General features: G+C 70.9%; 21 protein-coding genes and 1 riboswitch. Of the genes, 16 read left to right on the top strand and 5 right to left on the bottom strand.

Going from position 1 to position 20,989, the window contains the following annotated elements; genetic code table 11:
* Positions 1-279: 279 nt before the first annotated feature.
* Positions 280-1,884: a tetratricopeptide repeat protein gene (locus BHU15_RS09550; protein WP_069626792.1), complete on the bottom strand. Its 1,605-nt coding sequence runs from the start codon at positions 1,882-1,884 to the stop codon at positions 280-282.
* 98 nt (positions 1,885-1,982) lie between these two features.
* On the opposite strand from BHU15_RS09550, the gene BHU15_RS09545 reads away from it, so the two are divergent.
* Both BHU15_RS09545 and BHU15_RS09540 read left to right on the top strand, forming a co-directional pair.
* The gene (locus BHU15_RS09545) at positions 1,983-3,410 is read left to right on the top strand and encodes an FAD-binding oxidoreductase (protein WP_079128034.1); all 1,428 of its coding nucleotides are present in this window, start codon (positions 1,983-1,985) and stop codon (positions 3,408-3,410) included.
* A gap of 149 nt (positions 3,411-3,559) precedes the next feature.
* Positions 3,560-3,940 carry a VOC family protein gene (locus BHU15_RS09540; RefSeq protein ID WP_069626791.1) on the top strand — a complete coding sequence of 127 codons (381 nt, stop codon included), beginning with the start codon at positions 3,560-3,562 and terminating at the stop codon, positions 3,938-3,940.
* Positions 3,941-3,969: 29 nt separating this feature from the next.
* Here BHU15_RS09540 and BHU15_RS09535 read toward each other — a convergent pair whose 3' ends face one another.
* Positions 3,970-4,446 carry an SsgA family sporulation/cell division regulator gene (locus BHU15_RS09535; RefSeq protein WP_023541434.1) on the bottom strand — a complete coding sequence of 159 codons (477 nt, stop codon included), beginning with the start codon at positions 4,444-4,446 and terminating at the stop codon, positions 3,970-3,972.
* 232 nt (positions 4,447-4,678) lie between these two features.
* Between BHU15_RS09535 and BHU15_RS09530 the strand changes: the two genes are divergently transcribed.
* Both BHU15_RS09530 and BHU15_RS09525 read left to right on the top strand, forming a co-directional pair.
* The gene (locus tag BHU15_RS09530; RefSeq protein ID WP_069626790.1) at positions 4,679-6,280 is read left to right on the top strand and encodes an RDD family protein; all 1,602 of its coding nucleotides are present in this window, start codon (positions 4,679-4,681) and stop codon (positions 6,278-6,280) included.
* Between the two features lie 118 nt (positions 6,281-6,398).
* On the top strand, positions 6,399-7,142 hold the full coding sequence (locus BHU15_RS09525; protein ID WP_069626789.1) for an RDD family protein: 744 nt from the start codon (positions 6,399-6,401) through the stop codon (positions 7,140-7,142).
* Here the strand turns inward: BHU15_RS09525 and BHU15_RS09520 are convergent.
* Complete coding sequence (locus BHU15_RS09520) at positions 7,128-7,418, bottom strand: hypothetical protein (RefSeq protein ID WP_069626788.1); 291 nt, start codon at positions 7,416-7,418, stop codon at positions 7,128-7,130. The genes BHU15_RS09525 and BHU15_RS09520 overlap by 15 nt on opposite strands.
* Positions 7,419-7,890: 472 nt before the next feature.
* On the opposite strand from BHU15_RS09520, the gene BHU15_RS09515 reads away from it, so the two are divergent.
* Positions 7,891-10,308 (top strand): immune inhibitor A domain-containing protein, encoded by a 2,418-nt coding sequence (locus BHU15_RS09515; RefSeq protein WP_069626787.1) that lies wholly within the window; start codon positions 7,891-7,893, stop codon positions 10,306-10,308.
* Positions 10,309-10,432: 124 nt separating this feature from the next.
* On the top strand, positions 10,433-10,861 hold the full coding sequence (locus tag BHU15_RS09510) for a hypothetical protein (protein WP_247748716.1): 429 nt from the start codon (positions 10,433-10,435) through the stop codon (positions 10,859-10,861).
* A gap of 174 nt (positions 10,862-11,035) precedes the next feature.
* On the opposite strand, the gene BHU15_RS09505 is transcribed toward BHU15_RS09510, so the two are convergent.
* A complete protein-coding gene (locus tag BHU15_RS09505; protein WP_031231474.1) occupies positions 11,036-11,620 on the bottom strand; it encodes an isochorismatase family protein in 585 nt (194 codons plus the stop codon).
* 117 nt (positions 11,621-11,737) lie between these two features.
* Positions 11,738-13,093, bottom strand: a complete 1,356-nt coding sequence (locus tag BHU15_RS09500; protein ID WP_069626786.1) for a nicotinate phosphoribosyltransferase — start codon at positions 13,091-13,093, stop codon at positions 11,738-11,740.
* Between the two features lie 165 nt (positions 13,094-13,258).
* Here BHU15_RS09500 and clpS point away from each other — a divergent pair, with 165 nt between their 5' ends.
* From clpS to BHU15_RS09455, 10 genes are all read left to right on the top strand, one after another.
* Complete coding sequence (clpS, locus tag BHU15_RS09495) at positions 13,259-13,564, top strand: ATP-dependent Clp protease adapter ClpS (protein ID WP_023541443.1); 306 nt, start codon at positions 13,259-13,261, stop codon at positions 13,562-13,564.
* Positions 13,564-14,151: a DUF2017 domain-containing protein gene (locus tag BHU15_RS09490; RefSeq protein WP_069626785.1), complete on the top strand. Its 588-nt coding sequence runs from the start codon at positions 13,564-13,566 to the stop codon at positions 14,149-14,151. Before clpS ends, BHU15_RS09490 begins: the two co-directional genes overlap by 1 nt.
* A 267-nt stretch (positions 14,152-14,418) precedes the next feature.
* Positions 14,419-15,873 carry an amino acid permease gene (locus BHU15_RS09485; RefSeq protein WP_069626784.1) on the top strand — a complete coding sequence of 485 codons (1,455 nt, stop codon included), beginning with the start codon at positions 14,419-14,421 and terminating at the stop codon, positions 15,871-15,873.
* A 106-nt stretch (positions 15,874-15,979) separates the two neighbouring features.
* On the top strand, positions 15,980-16,393 hold the full coding sequence (locus tag BHU15_RS09480) for a M67 family metallopeptidase (protein ID WP_069626783.1): 414 nt from the start codon (positions 15,980-15,982) through the stop codon (positions 16,391-16,393).
* A riboswitch (cobalamin riboswitch) is annotated at positions 16,382-16,527 on the top strand. Its footprint overlaps the gene before it by 12 nt.
* Before the next feature lie 41 nt (positions 16,528-16,568).
* Complete coding sequence (locus BHU15_RS09475) at positions 16,569-17,555, top strand: ABC transporter substrate-binding protein (protein WP_069626782.1); 987 nt, start codon at positions 16,569-16,571, stop codon at positions 17,553-17,555.
* Between the two features lie 10 nt (positions 17,556-17,565).
* The gene (locus BHU15_RS09470; protein WP_069626781.1) at positions 17,566-18,618 is read left to right on the top strand and encodes a FecCD family ABC transporter permease; all 1,053 of its coding nucleotides are present in this window, start codon (positions 17,566-17,568) and stop codon (positions 18,616-18,618) included.
* Complete coding sequence (locus tag BHU15_RS09465) at positions 18,615-19,406, top strand: ABC transporter ATP-binding protein (protein WP_069626780.1); 792 nt, start codon at positions 18,615-18,617, stop codon at positions 19,404-19,406. Before BHU15_RS09470 ends, BHU15_RS09465 begins: the two co-directional genes overlap by 4 nt.
* 69 nt (positions 19,407-19,475) lie before the next feature.
* Positions 19,476-19,589, top strand: a complete 114-nt coding sequence (locus BHU15_RS42110) for a putative leader peptide (protein ID WP_329078691.1) — start codon at positions 19,476-19,478, stop codon at positions 19,587-19,589.
* A 92-nt stretch (positions 19,590-19,681) separates the two neighbouring features.
* Positions 19,682-20,002 (top strand): MoaD/ThiS family protein, encoded by a 321-nt coding sequence (locus tag BHU15_RS09460; protein WP_069626779.1) that lies wholly within the window; start codon positions 19,682-19,684, stop codon positions 20,000-20,002.
* The gene (locus BHU15_RS09455; protein ID WP_069626778.1) at positions 20,002-20,952 is read left to right on the top strand and encodes a PLP-dependent cysteine synthase family protein; all 951 of its coding nucleotides are present in this window, start codon (positions 20,002-20,004) and stop codon (positions 20,950-20,952) included. The genes BHU15_RS09460 and BHU15_RS09455 overlap by 1 nt, the downstream gene beginning before the upstream one ends.
* The last annotated feature ends 37 nt before the right edge of the window (positions 20,953-20,989 follow it).

Genomic DNA, 20,989 nt, shown 5'->3' with positions numbered 1-20,989 from the left:
CTGAAGACCCACGGCCGTGTCGGTGGGAACGGTCAGCGCCAGGATCGCGCCGATGACCGCGGCGACGACTCCGATCATCGCGACGTACTCGACACCGCCCTGGCCCTGGTCGTGCCGACGCCGCGGTGACCTCTGTATGCACTCCTCGGGGCCGCTCATCCGCACTCCTCACCCGAACCGTCACTCAAAATTTCACCGAGTGACGTGGAGACTAAGGACGAGGGCGGGCCCAGTCGCAGGGTCCGGGGACCCAGTTACGGGCCCAGCGGAGGCGGCAGTTCAGTTCCGGGCGGCGGATTGCGTCGATACGGGCGGCGTGGGCGTGGATACGGGCTTCGAAGGGGCCCCCGACACGGACGCGACCGCTGACGGCGTGGCCGGGACCGACGGCGCCACCGACGACGGCGCGGACGAGGATGACGACGACGCGGACGCCGCCGGTGTGCTCGGTGCCGGCGACAGCGGCGTGTACTCGCCGTTCCCGTGCATGTCCTTCGGACCGCCGTCCGGCAACTCGCCCAGCGCGTCCAGCGCCGCACGGGCCTTCGGCGCCAGCAGCGGCGAGAACCGGGGGTTCGTCCGCAGCGCCTCCTCCAGATGGCGGCGCGCCGGGCCGTCCATCTCCAGCGCCCGCTCGATCTCACCCCGGTGGTACGAGAACAGCGCGCTGCGCATCCCCTGCTCCGTCGCCCTCTTCGCGTACGGCAGCGCCTTCGCGGGCTCACCCGCCCTGAACAGCGCCCACCCCAGCGCGTCGGACATCTGCATGCTCCGGTGCCCGCGCCGCCACTCCGCCTCCAGCCGCTCCACCGCGGCCCGCGGGTTCCCGTGGTCGGACTCGAACCGGGCCAGCAGCAGTTCCTCGTTCACGCCGTCCACCCGCGCCCGCGCCGTACGGTCCCTCAGCAGCGCGTACTGGCTCCGCGCGTCCCCGTCCAGCCCCTGCGACTCGTACAACTCACCCAGCTCCAGGGCGTATTCGGGCAGCGGACGCTCCGCGATGGCCGCCTGGTAGTCCTGGCCGGCCTCGTCCGCCCGGTCCAGCGCCGCCAGCGCCCGCGCCCGCCCCGCCAGCGACTGATGGTGGTCCCGCGAGATCTTCAGCGCCGCGTCGTAGTACCGCAGCGCCTCCTTCGGCTCACCGCGATCCCACGCCAGCCCGGCCAGCGCGTGCAGCGCCCCCGCCTTCTCGGCGGGCGTACCGGCCTTCGTGAACGCCTCGTCCGCCTTGGCCGCCGCGTCCTCCCGCCACCCCCGGTCGCGGTAGACCGCCGACGACACGGACAGCACCCGGGGGGTGTTGGGGCGCAGCGCCCGCAGCTTGTCCAGGGCCTTGCCCGCCGCCGGGTAGTCGCCGAGCCCGTTGTACGCCTCGATGAGGACCGGATACGTCGCCCAGCGTGCCGGGTCCGCCTTCCGTACCGCCTCGCCCCACTTCCTGGCCGCCGCGTAGTCGTGGCGCGCGTTCGCCAGCGAGGCCAGGCCCGCCGTCGCCGCCGGGTTGCGCCGCTCACCCGGCGTGACCTTCAGCGAGCGGCGCAGCGCCTGCTCGGCCTTCGGGTAGTACGCCGTGTCCGCCCGCAGCCCGCCGCGCTCCACGTACGCCGCGCCAAGCACCGCCCACGACTCCGCGTCCTCCGGGTTCTTCCGCAGCCACGCCTCCCGGTCCCTGATGAGCGCCGCCACGTCCGGCAGCGAGGCGGGCGCGCCCGCGCCGACGGCGGCCCGTGCCCGCGCCTCGGGCCCCGGCTCGGGCGGCCCCTGGTCTCCGTCCGGTACGAACACGAGGACGCCCGCGACGAGGACCGCGCCCACACCGGCGGCCAGCGCGGCCCTTTTGATGTGCCTCATGTGCTGCGTGTTCATGGTGTTCTTGGCGTTCATGTGATTACTGTGCGTCAATACGAAGACCACACCCGGCCTTGTGGATGTGGATCGCAGACGGGTTCACACCGATGGCCCCGGGGTGCCACGCTGGGATCATGGATGACCTCGTCGCGGCCCCGCCCACCACCTCGCCCGCTTCCCCCGCCCCCGTCGCCACGGACGACCTCCTCGCCCGGTTGCGAGCCGGTCTGCCCGCCGAAGCCCTGATCACCGACCCGGACATCACGGCCTCCTACGCGAACGACATGGCGAGCTTCTGCGAGGCGGGCTCCCCGGCGGTGGTCGTACTGCCGCGCACCGTCGAACAGGTCCAGCACGTCATGCGTACGGCGACGGCCCTGCGCGTGCCCGTGGTGCCGCAGGGCGCCCGCACGGGACTCTCCGGCGCCGCCAACGCGTCCGAGGGCTGCGTCGTGCTGTCCCTGATCAAGATGGACAAGATCCTGGAGATCAGCCCCGTCGACCGGATCGCGGTCGTCGAGCCCGGCGTCGTCAACGCGGTGCTCTCCCGCGCCGTCGGCGAACACGGCCTGTACTACCCGCCGGACCCCTCCAGCTGGGAGACCTGCACCATCGGCGGCAACATCGGCACCGCGTCCGGCGGGCTGTGCTGCGTGAAGTACGGCGTCACCGCCGAGTACGTGCTGGGCCTGGACGTCGTCCTCGCCGACGGCCGGCTGCTGACCACCGGCCGCCGCACCGCCAAGGGCGTCGCCGGATACGACCTCACCCGGCTGTTCGTCGGCTCCGAGGGCAGCCTCGGCATCGTCGTCAAGGCGGTCCTGGCACTGAAGCCCGCCCCACCCCAACAGCTCGTCCTGGCAGCCGAGTTCGCCTCCGCGTCCGCCGCCTGCGACGCCATCTGCCAGATCATGGAACGCGGCCACACCCCGTCCCTGCTGGAGCTGATGGACCGCACCACCGTCCGCGCCGTCAACTCCCTCGCGAACATGGGCCTCCCCGAGACCACCGAGGCGCTGCTGCTGTGCGCCTTCGACACCGCCGACCCGGCGGCCGACCTCGCCGCCGTCGGAGAACTCTGCACGGCGGCCGGCGCCACCGAGGTCGTCCCCGCGGACGACCCGGCCGAGTCCGAACTGCTGCTCCAGGCACGGCGGCTGGCGCTCGTCGCGCTGGAGGCGGTCAAGGGCACCACGATGATCGACGACGTGTGCGTGCCGCGCTCACGGCTCGCCGAGGTCCTGGAGGGCATCGACCGTATCGCCGCCAAGTACGACCTCACGATCGGCGTCTGCGCCCACGCGGGCGACGGCAACACCCACCCCACCGTCTGCTTCGACGCCTCGGACCCGGACGAGTCCCGGCGCGCCCGCGAGTCGTTCGACGAGATCATGGCGCTGGGGCTGGAGTTGGGCGGCACCATCACCGGCGAGCACGGTGTGGGTGTCCTGAAGAAGGAGTGGCTCGCCCGCGAACTGGGGCCGGTGGGCATGGAGTTGCAGCGCGGCATCAAGAAGGCGTTCGACCCGCTGGACCTCCTGAACCCCGGAAAGCTGTTCTGATCGGGGCGGGCGTACGGCTCGGGGCGTACGCCGCGGGGCCCGTGGCGTACGGCCAAGGTCCGATGGCCCGGCCGGACGGGGCGGTCTACCGTAAATGGGACAGAGAGCAGGTCAGCCGCAGGTGACCGCACTTCGACCCGGGAGGTTCCGTGCCCGCCCGTCTTGACCACACCATCGTCCACAGCCGGGACCGGTTCGCGTCCGCGCGCTTTCTCGCCGAGCTGATCGGGGAGCCCGAGCCCAAGTCCTTCGGCCCCTTCGCGAGCCTGCCGCTCGACGGCGGGGTCACCCTGGACTATCTCGACGCGCCCGCGGAGATAGTCAGCCAGCATCTGGCGTTCCTGGTGTCCGAGGACGAGTTCGACGAGATCTTCGCGCGGATGAAGGAGCGCGAACTCCCTTACTGGGCCGGGCCGATGCACGAGAAGCCGCAGCGGATCAACCATCTCTTCGGCGGCCGTGGGGTCTATCTCGACGACCCCGACGGCCACTCGATCGAATTCATCACCCGTACCTACGTCATCGACTGAGGAACACCAGGACCGGCCCGGCACGGGCGTCAGGACTCGCCGTCCGCCGACTCGTCGGACGGCCACGGGTCCCGCAGCCACAGATCGTCGGCGGGCAGCGGGGCCAGCAGCCGGGCCAGCCCGTCGTCGATCCCCAGCCGGTCCGTCTCGGCGCCGGGCGGCACCAGCCGCAACGTCCGCTCCAGCCACGCCGACACCGCCGCCGAAGGCGCCTCCAGCAGCGCGTCGCCGTCGGGCGACGAGAGCGCCACGCACAGGACGCTGCGGCCGTCGACCTTCGTGGGCCAGATCCGCACGTCGCCGTGACCGCACGGCCGGAACACCCCTTCCACCAACAGCTCACGCGCGAACGTCCAGTTGACCGGGGTGTCCGAGCTGATGTGGAAGCTGATGTGCACCGCGTACGGATCGTCCGTGCGGTACGTCAGCCGGGCAGGGACGGGGATGCTGCGCTCGGGCGAGAGCACCAGGTTCAGCTCCAGCTCGCGTTCCACCACGGTGTGCATGTCAGGTGCTTCCCTTCCTCGTACGACGCCCGGGAGTGGGCCGTACCGATGGAGAGCACCGACTCCCGCCGTCATTACGCGACTTCGGGCAAGAACTTGCTCCCGCGACCTACCGTGACTCTTTCGTGACCGAATCGAGGTCCAAACGGCGGGATGGACCCTGGGCCATGCGGTGGTCTGATAGATGTGGACCCTTGAATTGAGCCCATCGAAGAGATACGGGACCACGGTGATGAGCGCCCCGACCTCGGCAACCGGAGACGGCAGCCCTTCCCCCGGCTACTACCCGGACCCGTCCATCCCCGGATACGTCCGCTACTGGAACGGCGGGTCCTGGGTACCCGGCACCAGCCGGCCGGCTCCGCAGGCCGGTGAGGCCATGCCGGAGGCGCCCCACGGGGTACCCGTGGCGGCCCCTCCGCAGCCGGCCCGGCGGACTCCGGACCCGGCCGCCCCGGCGACCCCGGCGGTCGAGGAGACCGGGCCGATGTTCTTCGACGAGGACCCCGCGGAGGAGCCCCGGCAGGAACCGGCCTCCGCGTGGCAGGCGGACACCCGCAGGCAGACCGGCTTCGGCGGCGAGCGCGACGCCCGGGTCTCCTGGGGCGACGGGCCGCAGGGTGCCGGCGCGCAGGGTGCGGGCGCGCAAGGCGCGGGCGGGCAGGGTTCCGGCACCACGAGCGCGCCGGAACCGGAAGACACCAGGGACCCCCGGTACGCCCGCGACACCCGCGATCCCCGGGTGCCCGGCCAGGCGTCGGAGCCGCAGGCCGACCCCACCGGCGGCGCGCTGCCCGGCGTACGGTCCGTGGGACCCGACGCCGGGGCGGGCCGGGGTGACGACGAGTCACCTCCCCGGGAGGGCACCGTCGCGATCCGCCTCCCGCGCCCGGCACGCCGCCCCCGTACCGACGAGGGCGAGACGCCGCCGCCCACCGACGGCACCGTCACCATCCGCCCGGTCGGCGGCGGACCGCAGGGCGGACCGGCCACCGGACGTACGGGCCAGACCGAGGGCACCATGGCGATCCGCGCCATGCGCCCGCGCGCCGGTGGCCCGGCCCCCGCCGCACCGGGACCCCAGGCACCGCACGCACCCCAGCCCCAGCCCCACTCGCCGCAGGGCCCGCAGCAGCCCGAAGGACCCGCGTCCCGCTCGATGCGGCCCCCCGCCGCGAACCCGCTCGCGGCCGGCCCCGGCGGCGGCTCGCCGTCCTGGGCGCAGCAGGTGCACCAACTCGCCCAGCCCGCCCCGCAGTCGGGGGCCGCACCGGCCGCCGCCGGGCAGCCGGTCGTGCCGTGGAAGCCGCCGGTCGACGACCCCTTCCTGCGGGCCGCCCAGGCCCAGGCGGCGGCCCGGCCCGCCGGGCTCGGCAAGCGGTTCGCCGCGCGGCTGATCGACACCGTCGTCCTCCTGGGGGTCGTCGGCGCCGTCTCCGTACCGCTGGTCTCCAAGGCGCTCGCGCACATCGACGACAAGGTCGAGGCGGCGAAGCAGACCGGCGAGACCGTCACCGTCTGGCTGATCGACGGCACGACGGCCGGCTACTTCGGCGGGGTGCTCGCCGCGCTGCTGGTGATCGGCGTCCTGTACGAGGCGCTGCCCACCGCCAAGTGGGGCCGCACGCTCGGCAAGAAGCTGTGCGGTCTAGAGGTGCGGGACATCGACTCGTTCGAGGCCCCGTCCTTCGGCTCGGCGCTGCGCCGCTGGCTCGTGTACGGGGTGCTCGGCGTGCTCGTGCTCGGCGTGCTGAACGTGCTGTGGTGCGTGTTCGACCGGCCGTGGCGGCAGTGCTGGCACGACAAGGCGGCACGCACCTTCGTCGCGGGCTGACGTGGGCTGACGTGGGCTGACGCGAGGTCATCGGCGGGCTGGCGGGCCGGGGCGCGCGACTCCTCCGAACGGCCGTTGATCCGTTGCGGGCATCCGCACGGCGCGGTGCACTGCCCCCATGAGCAACGATCAGCCGACGCCCGGTCAGCCGCCCGACGACGACCCGTTCCGCAAGCAGCCGCCCCCCGAGGGGCCGCCGTCGTCCGGCGGCCCGCCCCCGGGTGACGGCGGCCCGCCTCGTTACGGTGACCCGTACGGCGGCTCGAACCCGCCTCCGCCGGGTAACCCGTACGGCGGTGCCAATCCACCCCCGCCGGGTGACCCGTACGGGGGATCGGCCCCACCACCCCCCGGTGACCCGTACGGCGGAAACGATCCGCTCCGCGGGATGCCGCCGCTCGCGTCCGTGGGCAAGCGCATCCTCGCGCGCGTCGTCGACTGGCTCATCGTCGCGATCCCGCTCGCCGTGATCGCCATCCCGTTCAACGTCTACCGCCACTGGTCGGACGAGTCCAACAGCTGGGACGACACGGTCAACGGCATGAACGGCGGCGGCCAGTGGGTGTTCCGGATCATCACGATCATCGCGTACGTCGGCTACGACATGGTGATGGTGCAGCGCGGCGGCCAGACCTTCGGCAAAATGCTGTTCAAGACTCGCGTCGCGATGCTCAACGACGGGCGGGTGCCCGACTCGCGCGCCTCGTTCCTGCGAGCCGTCGTGCTGTGGGTCCCCGCACTGGTCTGCTGCGCCTGCCTCTGGCCGCTGCTTCTGCTGATCCTGCTCCTGCTCGACCGGCCCTATCGGCAGGGTCTGCACGACAAGGCGGCGAAGACGGTCGTGGTGTCAGCGGCGCGATGACGCCGCTACGCGCGGCCGGGCGACGGTCCGGCCCGACGCCGAGGCGACAGTGGCGGCGGCGTGGTCCGTACGGCCCGTGCCGACCGGGTGGGCCACCGGCGTACGGCGAGGCCGCACGGCCTTCACCGACACCAGAAGGCCGAGACAGAGGGCGACGAGTGCGATCACCGCTACGCCGACGACCGACTGGACGCCGGAGAGCAGCAGCATCGCGAGTGTGGCGAGGACGACGGTGGCGGAACCGTAGGCAAGCTGTGCGGCAGTCGGACGCGGCATGGCTGATCCGTCCCTCGGGGCAATCGGGAGTGATTTCGGGGGGTGTTGGGGGTGTCTCGCGTCTGCGCTGAGTCGCTGTCAAACGACCCTACGACGGTGAATGCCCGGCGGGAACCGACAGTAAGCGTGACCTAACCCACGGGGTCGGGGCATGGGGGGCGCACGGAGTCACGCGCCCCCGCTATATGACACATCGATGCGCCTGCCGTCCGGTCCGTGGGACGGCTTCGGGAACGGCAGTGGGTCGGCCGTGGGGTACGCGTCGGACATCCGTGGGAGTTCCCCGGACGTCCGGCGGACGTCCGGATACCGGAACTGGACTTGTGCATAGTGCACTTGGCCTGTGCAAGTCAAGGGCTGTCTTTTCTTCTTCAACTCCGGTCGAATGTCGTCACTTGTGACGCGCACCCCGCGCGCGGATCCCCACACATCCGGTCCGCGGACTTTGGGTGCGGGGAGAGGACAACATCAAGTGACCATCAATCGACGGGCGATCAGAGCGTCCGCGGTCTTCGTGGCCCTCGCCACGGCCGCCGCGACGGCTTCGACGCTCGCCCCGGCGCAGGCCGAGGGCAACGACACAGCGGGTCCGGCGAGCATCGAGCGCCGCGATCCGGCGCCGCAGAAGGGCCATGTCGAGCACGACCTCGAAGGCCCGTTCAGCAAGCAGCAGGATGAGCAGCGGAAAGCCGCCCTGGAACAGGTCCTCGCCGGTGACGCGAAGATCATGAAGCGCGGCGGCTCCAACGTCGTCAAGCTCGGCGACAAGAAGTACGTCGAGCTGGGCCGCGAGAAGACCGACAAGATCTTCACGATCCTGGTCGAGTTCGGCGACGAGGTCGACGACACGACCATGTTCGACCCGGACGGTCCGGACGGCCCCGAGGCCCCCGTCAAGAAGTACGGCGGCGAGCCCGGCCCGCAGCACAACGAGATAGCCGAGCCCGACCGGAAGGTGGACAACTCCACCGCCTGGCAGGCCGACTACAACCAGGCGCACTTCCAGGACCTGTACTTCGGCGAGGGCAAGGACGCCAAGGGACAGCCCAAGGAGTCGCTGAAGACCTACTACGAGAAGACCTCGTCCGGCCGTTACTCGGTCGACGGTGAGGTCTCCGACTGGGTCAAGGTCAAGTACAACGAGGCCCGTTACGGCTCGAACTACTGCGGCAGCTCCAACTGCGCCAACGTCTGGGACGCGGTACGCGACGGCACCACCGCCTGGGCCGCCGACCAGAAGGCCAAGGGCCGCACGGACGCGCAGATCAAGACGGACCTCGCGGCGTACGACCAGTGGGACCGTTACGACTTCGACGGCGACGGCAACTTCAACGAGCCCGACGGCTACATCGACCACTTCCAGATCGTCCACGCGGGCGAGGACGAGTCGGCCGGCGGCGGCGCCGAGGGTGAGAACGCCCTGTGGGCGCACCGCTGGTACGCCTACGGCACGGACGCCGGCAAGACGGGCCCCACGCAGAACAAGTCCGGCGGCACGCAGATCGGCGACACCGGCATCTGGGTCGGCGACTACACGATGCAGCCGGAGAACGGCGGACTCGGCGTCTTCGCGCACGAGTACGGCCACGACCTCGGCCTGCCCGACCTGTACGACACCTCGGGCGGCGGCGAGAACTCCACCGGTTACTGGTCCCTGATGTCCGCCGGTTCCTGGCTCGGCCGGGGCAAGGGCGAGATCGGTGACCTGCCGGGCGACATGACCGCCTGGGACAAGCTCCAGCTGGGCTGGCTCGACTACGACGAGGCCAAGGCCGCGACGGCGTCGACCCACAAGCTGGGCGTGTCCGCGTACAACACGAAGAACCCGCAGGCGCTCGTCGTCGAGCTGCCGAAGAAGGCCGTCACCACGACTGTGGAGAAGCCCGCCGAGGGCTCCAAGCAGTGGTGGAGCGACATGGGTGACGACCTCAAGAACACCCTCACCCGCTCCGTCGACCTCACCGGCAAGGCCAAGGCCTCGCTGGAGCTGGACGGCTGGTGGGACATCGAGGCCGACTACGACTACCTGTACGCCGAGGTGTCGGAGGACGGCGGCGCGAACTGGACCCCGGTCGACGGCACCGCCGACGGCAAGGCCATCACGCGCGACGCGAGCGACAAGCCGGCCCTGACCGGTGTCTCCGGCGCGCACAAGAAGCTCGTCTACTCGCTGGACGCGTACGCGGGCAAGAAGTTCGACCTCCGCTTCCGCTACCAGACGGACGGCGGCGCGGGCGGCAAGGGCTTCGTAGCCGACACGATCAGTGTCGTCGCCGACGGCACCCCGCTCTTCACCGACAACGCCGAGGCGGACGACGCGGGCTGGACCGCGAAGGGCTTCTCGCGCATCGGTGAGTCGTTCACCCAGGACTACGACCAGTTCTACATCGCGGAGAACCGGCAGTACGTCAGCTACGACAAGACCCTCAAGTCGGGCCCGTACAACTTCGGCTTCAAGGCGCCGAAGGACGGCTGGGTCGAGCACTACGCGTACCAGAACGGCCTCATGGTCTGGCTCTGGGACACCTCGCAGAAGGACAACAACACCAGCGTCCACCCCGGCAAGGGTCTGATCCTGCCGGTCGACGCGCACGCCAAGCCCATGAAGTGGGCGGACGGCACCCTGATGCGCAACAAGATCCAGACGTTCGACTCGTCGTTCAGCAAGTACCCGACCGACCTGTTCCAGCTCCACAAGGCCGACAAGGCGCAGTGGATCCGGCCCCAGGCGGGCACCTCGGTCTTCGACGACCGCAAGGGCACCTACTGGTACGAGGAGAACCCCACCGGCGGTGTCGACGTTCCTGACACCAACACCAAGATCTCCATCGTGAGCGAGCCGCTCAGCGGCTCGACGATGACGGTGAAGGTGGACCGCTCGACCAAGTAAACGGCATCATCGCAGGTCAAGCCATGATCGGCCGTCGCCCCCTAGCGGGGCGGCGGCCGATCGTGTTTAGGTGCGTCCTACCGACTCTTATTGACACGACGTCTCACGGGGGGATTGAGGACACATGGCAGGTGGAGGCTTCAGCAGGCTCCCGAACGGCACCGTGGTGGTGGCACTGACCGTGCCCAGCCCGGTCTCCGAAGGCCGTACGGTCCGGATTCTGGTCCACGCGATGAACCGGGCCCGCGCCCTGACCAGGCTGCGGAATCTCGGACTGCGCGCGGTCTATCTGCGCGGCAACGCGGAACCGCCGACACCGGACGAGATCACGGCGGTGCTGCACCATCCCGACGGCCTGCTCTGGCGCGGCACGCCTCAGGCCGCCCAGGAGCTCTGGCAGCCCATACGCGCCCTACTGCGCCCCACGCGCCGCTACGGCCCCCCGGACCCCCCACGCACCCTCACGGGCCTCCCCACGGCCCTCCCGGGCCGCGTCGCGGGGCCGCGCCAGGAGCTCCGACGAGGACCGGGCACGGACAAGAGCGCCGCGTAGCTGTCCGGCGGACGGCCACCCCCGCCCTGGCGGGCGGGTCCGCGACTGCGGCCATGGGCGCAGTCGGGCACTCCGCCCTGTCGGCGGGCGCCGGCACGACGGTTCGGCGCCCCGCGCGCGCCACGCCCTGCCGGGGCGGATCCTTGTGGTCCCGGCGCGCCGGGCGGGGGTGGTCTACACGACCGGCTTGCCCGTCAGACGGACGCCCGCCTGGCGCAGCTCGTCCAGGGCGCGGTCCGTCGTCTCCTTCGCGACGCCCGCCGTCAGGTCCAGCAGCACGTGCGTGGTGAAGCCGGCACGCGCCGCGTCAAGGGCCGTTGCCCGGACGCAGTGGTCGGTGGCGATACCGACCACGTCGACCTCGACCACCTCGCGCGCCCGCAGCCAGTCCGCGAGCGTCACGCCGTTCTCGTCGGCGCCCTCGAAGCCGCTGTACGCCGCCGCGTAGGCGCCCTTGTCGAAGACCGCGTCGATCGACCCCGAGGCGACGGCCGGCGCGAAGTTCGGGTGGAACCCGACACCCTCGGTGCCCGCCACGCAGTGGACCGGCCACGAGTGCACGAAGTCGGGCCGGGCGGAGAAGTGGTCACCGGGATCGATGTGGTGGTCACGCGTCGCGACCACGTGCCGGTAACCGGCTGTCGCCTGCCCGACGAGATCGGTGATGGCGGCGGCCACGTCCGCGCCGCCCGACACCGCGAGGCTGCCGCCCTCACAGAAGTCGTTCTGAACGTCCACGACTATCAAAGCGCGGTGCATGGCAGATGTCCTTCAGTCGTGGGGAGCGGGCGCGGGCCCCTGAGCCTAAGGCGTCCGCCAGTGGTTGACCTCTTGAAGCCAGGCGTTCCCGGTCGCTCTCCGTTCATGCCTTCCTCATCACATGTAGACCGTCGGGATGACCGGCTCGCCCCGCGACAGCTGGATCGCCGACATCGGCAGCCCCGCCCGCGCCGCCACGTGCCGGTCGCGGACCGTGTCCAGCGGTTCGCGTACGACGACCTCGCCGCCCTTGACCAGCTCCACCAGCAGCTGCCGGTCCAGCAGGTCCGCCGGGACGGGGCCGGTGCCGACGACCTCGGCCTCCGCGTAACCCTCGGCGTCCACCCGCCGCGCCGCCCACTTGCGGCCGCCGATCGACGTCTTGCCGCCGAGCGACTTCTTCGCCACCGCGTGCAGCGGTGCCGTCGGGTCGGCGCTGTGGGCACGGGCGACGAGTTTGTACACCATCGAGCAGGTGGGGTGCCCGCTGCCGGTCACCAGCTGGGTGCCGACCCCGTACGCGTCCACCGGCGCGGCGGCCAGTGAGGCGATCGCGTACTCGTCCAGGTCCGACGTGACCACGATCTTGGTGTTCACCGCGCCCAGCTCGTCCAGCTGCTGGCGCACCCGGTGCGCCACGAGCAGCAGGTCGCCGGAGTCGATGCGGACGGCGCCCAGCTCGGGCCCGGCGACCTCCACGGCGGTACGCACCGCCTCGGCCACGTCGTAGGTGTCCACCAGCAGCGTCGTACCGCTGCCGAGCGCGTCGACCTGCGCCTGGAACGCGTCCCGCTCGTTGTCGTGCAGCAGCGTGAAGGCGTGCGCGCTGGTGCCCACGGTCGGGATGTCGTAGCGGAAGCCGGCCGCCAGGTCGGAGGTGGTGTCGAAGCCGCCCACGTACGCGGCGCGCGACGCGGCGACGGCGGCCAGTTCGTGCGTGCGGCGCGCGCCCATCTCGATCAGCCGGCGCCCGCCGGCGGCGGCCGACATCCGGGACGCGGCGGCGGCGATCGCCGAGTCGTGGTTGAGGATCGACAGGATCACGGTCTCCAGCAGCACGCACTCCGCGAACGAGCCCTCGACACGCAGGATCGGCGAGCCGGGGAAGTACATCTCGCCCTCCCGGTAGCCCCAGATGTCGCCGCGGAAGCGGTAGTCGGCGAGCCAGTCCAGCGTCGGCCCGTCCACGATCCCGCGCTCGCGCAGGAAGCCGATGACGTCCGCGTCGAAGCGGAAGTTCTCGACGGCGTCCAGGACCCGGCCGGTACCGGCCACGACCCCGTAGCGCCGTCCCTCGGGCAGGCGCCGGGTGAAGACCTCGAAGACGGAGCGGCGCTCGGCCGTTCCCGCCCGCAGCGCCGCCCGGAGCATCGTCAACTCGTACTGGTCGGTGAAGAGCGCGGTCGACGGAACGCCGACCCGGCGTCCGCCCTCGTCCTTGGCCAGGCCCTTCTCAAGGTCCGCAGAGTTCATGCCAACGATGCTACAGGAGATCTCGTCAGACTGACGAGATCTAACGGGCGCTCAGGCCGCCGTTTGTGCGACAGGCCCCTCCTGGTGGCAGCATGGGGGCTGTGAGGCTGTGCATCCCGGGGCACACCCCTGGGCCCCCGGCGGAGAAGAAGGTCGTCCCGAACCGTGAGTGTTGCCCCGACAGAGATCGAACTTCCCGAGTCGGCCGAGGAGACGTTCACCGTCCCGGAACCTGACGTGCCGTGGATGACGATCGTCCACAACGACCCGGTCAACCTCATGAGTTATGTGACGTACGTCTTCCAGACGTACTTCGGCTACTCCAAGGACAAGGCGCGCAAGCTGATGCTCGACGTCCACCAGAAGGGCCGCGCCATCGTCTCCAGCGGCAGCCGCGAGGAGATGGAACGCGACGTGCAGGCGATGCACGGATTCGGCCTGTGGGCCACTCTTTCCCAGGACGCCCGCTGATGGCCGGGCAGTTCGAGGCGATCCCCGGCGGTGGCGCCGCCGTCGCGCTCGACGAGGTCGAGATCTCCATCCTGCGCTCCCTCGTCGTCCAGCTCCTGGAGCTGATCGGCCCCGGCGACGAACCGGCCAAGGGGGAGGACCCGCTGGCCGCGCTCTTCACCGAGGGGCCCAGCAAGCCGCCCTCCGACCCCGCGCTCGCCCGGCTCTTCCCGGACGCGTACGGCTTCGGCGACGACACCGACGACGAACTGCGCGAGTACGCCTCCGAGTTCAGGCGCTTCACCGAGAACGACCTGCGGACCCGCAAGCGCGAGGACGGCCTCGCCGTCGTCCGCACCCTGGACGCGCTCTCGGCGTCGGGCGAGGGCGGAGCCGTACTGAAGCTGACGCCCGACGACTGCCGGCACTGGCTCGGCGCGCTCAACGACCTGCGGCTGACGATCGGCAACAGGCTGGACGTCTCCGACGAGGACGAGGGTGAGGGCCTCTACCGGCTGCCGGACTCCGATCCGCGCAAGCCGATGGTGATGGCGTACCTGTGGCTCGGGGCGCTCCAGGAGACGCTCATCGAGACGATGATGCCCTGACCGGTCCACCTGTGGCGTGAGGGAGGCCCGTCACAGGGTCTTCTTCGCGTCGTCACACCGTCTCCGGATGGTCAGACTCCGTTTCCTCAACGGACACTCAACTCCGCATAACGATCGCGTCACCGCCCCCGCATGCTTTGCGATCCGGGGCGAGATTTGTCCGCTTCTTCCTGTGTGCCGCGCCACAGCGTCCTCCGGGGATCGCCGCCCGGCCCGTGGTAAATCTGCACGACCACCGGCACAGGCAGGGAGAAAGGGCGCATCACCATGACCTCCCCACAGGTCGACAACACCTCGAACGAGGGCTACGAACGCGGACTCGGCAGCCGCCAGGTCCAGATGATCGCGATCGGCGGCGCCATCGGCGTCGGCCTGTTCATGGGCGCCGGCGCGAACATCGCCAAGGCCGGGCCGAGCATCATCCTGATGTACGCCCTCGCCGGCGTGGTGATCTTCTTCATCATGCGGGCACTCGGCGAACTGCTGCTCTACCGGCCGGTCTCCGGCTCCTTCGCGGAGTACGCCCGCGAATTCCTCGGCCCGTTCTTCGGCTACGTCACCGGCTGGACGTACTGGCTCATGTGGATCGTGACCGGCATGGCCGAACTCACGGCCGCCGCGATCTACATCCACTTCTGGTTCCCCTCGATCCCGCAGTGGGTCAGCGCTCTGGTCTTCCTCGTGGTGCTCTTCGGCGTCAACCTGATCTCCGTCAAGATCTTCGGCGAGGTCGAGTTCTGGTTCTCGATGGTCAAGGTCACCGCCATCATCGGCATGATCGTCATCGGCCTCGGCGTCCTGACCCTCGGCTTCTCCGACGCGGGCGAGACCGCGGCCACCGGCAACCTCTGGCAGCACGGCGGCATCTTCCCCAACGGCATCGGCTCCAGCCTGATGACCCTCCAGGGCGTGATGTTCGCCTACCTCGCCGTCGAACTCGTCGGCGTCACCGCGGGCGAGTCCGAGAACCCGGAGAAGACCCTCCCCAAGGCGATCAACACCCTGCCCTGGCGCATCATCGTCTTCTACGTGGGCGCGCTCACCGTCATCCTCGCCGTCGTGAAGTGGACCGAATTCAGCGCGGGCGAGAGCCCGTTCGTGCACGCCTTCGCCAAGATCGGCATCCCCCTCGGCGCCGGGATCGTCAACTTCGTCGTCCTGACGGCGGCCCTGTCGTCCTGCAACTCCGGCATGTACTCCACCGGCCGGATGCTGCGCGACCTCTCCGCCAACAGCGAGGCGCCGAAGGTGCTCGGCCGGCTCAACTCCCGTAAGACACCGGCCTTCGGCATCGCCGCGTCCGTCGCGCTGATGGGCATCGGCGTCGTCCTCAACTACCTCGTCCCCGAGAAGGCGTTCCTGTACGTCACCTCGGTCGCCACCGCCGCCGGTGTCTGGACCTGGATGATGATCCTCGTCAGCCATATCAAGTACCGCTCCGCCGTGGTCGCCGGGCGGCTGCCCGCGTCCTCGTTCCCGGCCCCCGGCGGCTCGGCGCTGAGCTGGGTGGCGCTGGCGTTCCTCAGCTTCGTGACGTGTCTGATCGCGTACGACTCCGAGGCCCGGGTGTCGCTGTACGTCGGCGCGATCTGGGCGCTGTTCCTCGCCGGCGGCTGGGCGCTGCTCAAGCGCCGCAACCCCGAACTGGCGGCGCGCGGCCCGCGTGACCCGGGTGGGCCGGAGGGCCCGTACGAGCCGGAGTACGCGAAGGCGACCGACTGACACGGCGCCCCGCCCCACGCGCCGTACCGGCCGTCGTCTCAGCGATCGTCTCACCAGGTGGCCTCCGCATCTCACTCGCGGAGGCCACCTGCTTATCCTTCACCCCATGCTGACCATCACCCAGGCGCTGTACGACCAGATCGTCGCCCACGCACGGGCCGACCACCCCGACGAGGCGTGCGGCGTGATCGCGGGCCCGGAGGGCAGCGACCGGCCCGAGCGCTTCATCCCCATGCTCAACGCGGCCCGCTCGCCCACGTTCTACGAGTTCGACTCGACCGAGCACAAGCGGCTCGACAACGAGCTGCGCGAGCGCGACGAGGACATGGTGGTCATCTACCACTCGCACACCGCGACCGAGGCGTACCCCTCCCGCCGGGACATCGACCTGGCCATGGAGCCGTTCGCGCACTACGTCCTGGTCTCCACCGCCGACACCGACGAGATGGGCCCGTTCCAGTTCCGCTCGTACCGCATCGTCGACGGCGAGGTCACGGAAGAGGACGTCCAAGTCGTCTGACACACTGGCGCCGAACCAGGGCGGCAGGACCCAGGAAGCCGGTGTGAATCCGGCACGGTCCCGCCACTGTGACCAGGGCCGTCGCGCGAGCGACGGCCTGGAAGCCAGGAACTGACCTGTCGCCCTTCTCCCACCATGCCAGGGGACGCGGAAATCCCCCGGAGGAGGCACAGTCATGTCCTTGCGGCGCCACGCCCTCATACCGGCGGCCCTGCTTCCCCTGCTGCTCCCGCTCGCCGCGTGCTCCAGCACCCCGGACCCCGCGCGCGCCAAGGGCCCGGCGGCCGGCGGATTCCCGTACACCGTCACCAACTGCGGTGTGAAGACCACCTTCGACGCACCCCCCGAGCGTGTGGTCACGATGAACCAGCACGTCACCGAGGTCATGATCGAGCTGGGACTGACCACGTCCCTCGTCGGCACCGCCTGGCTGGACGACGCCGTCCTGCCCGAGTACAAGAAGGCGTACGACGGCGTCCCGGTCATCGCGAAGGAGTACCCCTCCAAGGAGAAACTCCTCGCCGCCAACCCCGACTTCGTCTACGGCGGCTACGTCAGCGCCTTCGCCGCCAAGGACGGCCGCACCCGCGACGACCTCAAGGGCGCCGGCATCGACACCCGGCTCAACCTGGAGAACTGCGCCAAGGGCAAGACCTCCATGGACGACGTCTTCCGCGAGGTCACCGAGGTCGGCCGCACCTTCGGCGTCCCCGACCGCGCCGCGGCGTGGACCGCCGAGGCACGCACCGCCCTCACCGCCACCGCCGCCGCGCTCGAAGGTGTGAAGCCGGTACCGGTCTTCGTCTACGACAGCGGCGACAAGACCGCGTTCACCGCCGGCGGCAAGGGCATCGGCAACGAGATGATCGAGCGGGCCGGCGGGCGCAACGTCTTCGCCGACCTCGACAAGTCCTTCGGCGACGCCACCTGGGAGCAGGTCGTGGCGCGGGCGCCCGAGGTGATCGTCATCTACGACTACGGCTCCACCACCGTCGCCCAGAAGAAGAAGCGGCTCCTGGAGGACCCGGTCCTCAAGGACGTTCCCGCGGTCAGGAACAAGCGCTTCGCCGTCCTGCCGCTCTCCGACGCCGTCCTCGGCGTCCGCGCCCCGGCCGCCGTCGGGCGGCTCGCGGACCAACTCCACCCGGAGGCGGGCGAGTAGGGCCGCCGCGATGACCTGCGAGACCCCGCAGGACCGCCGCCGGCTGCGGCACGCCCTCGTCCTCGTCTCCCTCACCGTGGCGCTCGCCTGCGCCGTCGTCGCCGCGCTCGCGCTCGGCTCCGTCCGTATCCCGCCCGGCGAGGTCCTCACGATCCTCACCGGCGGCGCGGAGCCCAGCCCCTTCCGCACGATCGTCCTGGACGTACGGCTGCCGCGCGTGCTGCTCGGCGCGGTCGTCGGCGCCGGTCTCGCCGTCGTCGGGACGGTCCTCCAGGCCCTCGTACGCAACCGGCTGGCCGATCCGTTCCTGCTCGGGATCTCCTCCGGGGCGTCCACCGGCGCCGTACTCGTCCTGGTCCTCGGGATCGGCTCCGGCATCGGCGGCGGGATCACCACCACCGTCGCCATGCCGGCCGCCGCCTTCGCGGGCTCGCTCGTCGCGATGACCCTCGTCTACGCGCTGGCCCGGCGCGGCTCGACCATGACCGGCGGGCGGCTCGTCCTGGCCGGGGTCACCGTCTCGTACATCCTGTCCGCGCTCACCACCCTGGTCCTGGTGGTCTCCGCCCGGCCCGAGCACTTCCAGGAGGCGCTGTTCTGGACGCTCGGCGGGCTCGGCAGCGCCCGCTGGGGCACCCTCGTCGTCCCGGCCGCCGTCCTCGTCGTGGGCACCGCCGTCCTCATGGCGCTCGCCCGGCCGCTGGACCTGCTGCTGGTGGGGGAGGAGGGCGCGACCGTACTCGGCCTGGACACCGCGCGCTTCCGCGCCGCCGTGTTCGTCCTGGCCTCGCTGGTCACCGGCGTGATGGTGGCCGCGAGCGGCGCCATCGGCTTCGTCGGCCTGCTTGTACCGCACGCCGCCCGGATGGTCGTCGGCGCGTCGCACCGGCCGCTGCTGCCGGTCGCCGCGCTCGGCGGGGCCGTCGTACTCGTCGTCGCCGATCTCGCCGCCCGGACCGTCGCCGCGCCCCAGGACATCCCCGTGGGCGTCCTCACCGCGCTCCTCGGCGGCCCGTTCTTCCTGTGGCTGATGCGCCGCCGCCCCGAAGGAGCCCCCGTATGAGCGACCGCGAGGCTGCCGCGCTGCGGATCGAAGGGCTGTCGTACGGGGTCGGCGACGGACGCCACCTCGTCGACGCCGTCGACCTGACCGCCGCCCCCGGCGAGACCGTCGGCCTCGTCGGCCCCAACGGCAGCGGCAAGACCACCCTGCTGCGCTGCGTGTACGGCACCCTGCGCCCCACCCACGGCCGGGCCCTGCTCGACGGCGACGACCTGCACACCATGACGGCCAAGGCGCGCGCCCGGCGCGTGGCCACCGTCCCGCAGGACGGGCAGACCGACTTCGAACTGACCGTCCGCGAGGTCGTCGCCATGGGCCGCTCCCCGCACCGGCGCTTCTGGGAGGCGGACACGGCGGCCGACACCGCGCTCGCCGACGCCGCGCTGGAGCGCCTGGGCATCGCCCCGCTCGCCGAACGCGCCTTCCCGTCCCTCTCCGGCGGCGAACGCCAGCGCGCCCTCGTCGCCCGCGCCCTGGTCCAACGCCCCGCGCTCTTCGTCCTGGACGAGCCGACCAACCATCTGGACATCCGCCATCAGCTCGAAGTCCTCTCCCTCATGGGCGAGTTGGGGACCACGAATCTGCTGGCCCTGCACGACCTCAATCTCGCCGCGTACTACTGCGACCGGCTGTACGTACTCAAAGCCGGTACGGTCGTCGCCTCGGGACCCCCGGCAGAGGTCCTGACCCCCGGTCTCCTGGCCGCCGTCTACGAGGTGGAGGCGGAGGTCACGCCGCACCCCCGGACCGGCGCGCCGACGGTCGTCTATCTGCCCCGGTCCACCTGACGAACGCCGAACGTCCACCCACTGAGATCACATACCGGGATGCGGACCGGGAATCGATACGATGACCCCATGGTTTCCCACGACGTGAGCGAGAAGACCCCAGGCGATCTCCTGGTGGCGCGCCTGCACGTGGACCTGTGCCGACTCGCCAGCGCCATGTGTACGGCCGGCGCTGCCGCCTGAGTCGCGGCAGTACGCCCCTCCCGAGCACCACCCCCCGCGCGGGGGCAGAGCCGCGCGCCCGTCACGCCTCTTTTCCGACAGGAGCCCACGCCATGGCCATCGAGGTCCGCATTCCGACCATCCTCCGCACCTACACAGACGGAGCCAAGGCCGTCGAGGGCACCGGTGACACCATCGCCGCGCTGCTCACCGACCTCGAAACCCGCCACACGGGCATCCGCGAACGCATCGTCGACGGCGCCAACGGCGACCAGTTGCGCCGCTTCGTGAACGTCTACCTCAACGACGAGGACGTCCGCTTCCTGGACGGCATCTCCACCAAACTCGCCGACGGCGACAGCGTCACCATCCTGCCCGCCGTCGCCGGCGGCTCGGGCCGGATGCCCACGCCCGACGTGTCCGCCACGCTCTGATGCGATACGACTCCGCGCTCGCCGTCGTCGGCGACACCCCCCTCGTGGGGCTGCCCCGGCTCTCCCCCTCGGACGACGTCCGGCTCTGGGCCAAGCTGGAGGACCGCAACCCGACCGGCTCCATCAAGGACCGCCCGGCGCTGCGCATGGTCGAGCAGGCCGAGAAGGACGGCCGGCTCACCCCGGGCTGCACCATCCTGGAGCCCACCAGCGGCAACACCGGCATCTCGCTCGCCATGGCGGCGAAGCTCAAGGGCTACCGAATCGTCTGCGTGATGCCGGAGAACACCTCGCGGGAACGCCGCGAGCTGCTCGCCATGTGGGGCGCCGAGATCATCCCCTCCCCGGCGGCCGGCGGCTCCAACACCGCCGTACGCGTGGCGAAGGAGCTCGCCGCCGAGAACCCGAACTGGGTGATGCTCTACCAGTACGGCAACCCGGACAACGCGGGCGCGCACTACGCCACCACCGGCCCCGAGATCCTCGCCGACCTGCCGTCCGTCACCCACTTCGTGGCCGGCCTCGGCACCACCGGCACCCTCATGGGCGTCGGCCGCTATCTGCGCGAGCAGAAGCCGGACGTCAAGATCGTCGCCGCCGAACCGCGCTACGACGACCTGGTGTACGGGCTGCGCAACCTCGACGAGGGCTTCGTGCCCGAGCTGTACGACGAGTCCGTCCTCACCAGCCGCTACTCCGTAGGCTCCGCCGACGCCGTCACCCGCACCCGCCAACTCCTCCAGCAGGAAGGCATCTTCGCGGGAGTCTCCACCGGCGCCGCGCTGCACGCGGCGATCGGCCTCGGCAAGAAGGCCGTCACGGCGGGCGAGAGCGCCGACATCGTCTTCGTCGTCGCCGACGGCGGCTGGAAGTACCTCTCCACGGGCGTCTACACGGCGGCCACGGACGAAGAGGCCATCGAGACCCTTCAGGGCCAGCTCTGGGCCTGAGCCCGCGGCTGTTCGCGGGGCAACAGTGGTGCAACAG

This window comes from Streptomyces niveus (assembly GCF_001723055.1).
GTDB lineage: Bacteria > Actinomycetota > Actinomycetes > Streptomycetales > Streptomycetaceae > Streptomyces > Streptomyces niveus.
The sequence above is the reverse complement of the archived record's forward strand: the minus strand, read 5'-3'. Positions and strand labels throughout refer to the sequence as shown.

What these genes read in the sequence shown, in the direction of transcription:
- BHU15_RS09550 (WP_069626792.1), bottom strand. Translation starts at nt 1,884, where the DNA reads ATGAACGCCAAGAACACCATGAACACGCAGCACATGAGGCACATCAAA.
- BHU15_RS09545 (WP_079128034.1), top strand. Translation starts at nt 1,983, where the DNA reads ATGGATGACCTCGTCGCGGCCCCGCCCACCACCTCGCCCGCTTCCCCC.
- BHU15_RS09535 (WP_023541434.1), bottom strand. Translation starts at nt 4,446, where the DNA reads ATGCACACCGTGGTGGAACGCGAGCTGGAGCTGAACCTGGTGCTCTCG.
- BHU15_RS09530 (WP_069626790.1), top strand. Translation starts at nt 4,679, where the DNA reads ATGAGCGCCCCGACCTCGGCAACCGGAGACGGCAGCCCTTCCCCCGGC.
- BHU15_RS09525 (WP_069626789.1), top strand. Translation starts at nt 6,399, where the DNA reads ATGAGCAACGATCAGCCGACGCCCGGTCAGCCGCCCGACGACGACCCG.
- BHU15_RS09520 (WP_069626788.1), bottom strand. Translation starts at nt 7,418, where the DNA reads ATGCCGCGTCCGACTGCCGCACAGCTTGCCTACGGTTCCGCCACCGTC.
- BHU15_RS09510 (WP_247748716.1), top strand. Translation starts at nt 10,433, where the DNA reads ATGGCAGGTGGAGGCTTCAGCAGGCTCCCGAACGGCACCGTGGTGGTG.
- BHU15_RS09505 (WP_031231474.1), bottom strand. Translation starts at nt 11,620, where the DNA reads ATGCACCGCGCTTTGATAGTCGTGGACGTTCAGAACGACTTCTGTGAG.
- BHU15_RS09500 (WP_069626786.1), bottom strand. Translation starts at nt 13,093, where the DNA reads ATGAACTCTGCGGACCTTGAGAAGGGCCTGGCCAAGGACGAGGGCGGA.
- BHU15_RS09490 (WP_069626785.1), top strand. Translation starts at nt 13,564, where the DNA reads ATGGCCGGGCAGTTCGAGGCGATCCCCGGCGGTGGCGCCGCCGTCGCG.
- BHU15_RS09485 (WP_069626784.1), top strand. Translation starts at nt 14,419, where the DNA reads ATGACCTCCCCACAGGTCGACAACACCTCGAACGAGGGCTACGAACGC.
- BHU15_RS09480 (WP_069626783.1), top strand. Translation starts at nt 15,980, where the DNA reads ATGCTGACCATCACCCAGGCGCTGTACGACCAGATCGTCGCCCACGCA.
- BHU15_RS09475 (WP_069626782.1), top strand. Translation starts at nt 16,569, where the DNA reads ATGTCCTTGCGGCGCCACGCCCTCATACCGGCGGCCCTGCTTCCCCTG.
- BHU15_RS09470 (WP_069626781.1), top strand. Translation starts at nt 17,566, where the DNA reads ATGACCTGCGAGACCCCGCAGGACCGCCGCCGGCTGCGGCACGCCCTC.
- BHU15_RS09465 (WP_069626780.1), top strand. Translation starts at nt 18,615, where the DNA reads ATGAGCGACCGCGAGGCTGCCGCGCTGCGGATCGAAGGGCTGTCGTAC.
- BHU15_RS42110 (WP_329078691.1), top strand. Translation starts at nt 19,476, where the DNA reads ATGGTTTCCCACGACGTGAGCGAGAAGACCCCAGGCGATCTCCTGGTG.
- BHU15_RS09460 (WP_069626779.1), top strand. Translation starts at nt 19,682, where the DNA reads ATGGCCATCGAGGTCCGCATTCCGACCATCCTCCGCACCTACACAGAC.
- BHU15_RS09455 (WP_069626778.1), top strand. Translation starts at nt 20,002, where the DNA reads ATGCGATACGACTCCGCGCTCGCCGTCGTCGGCGACACCCCCCTCGTG.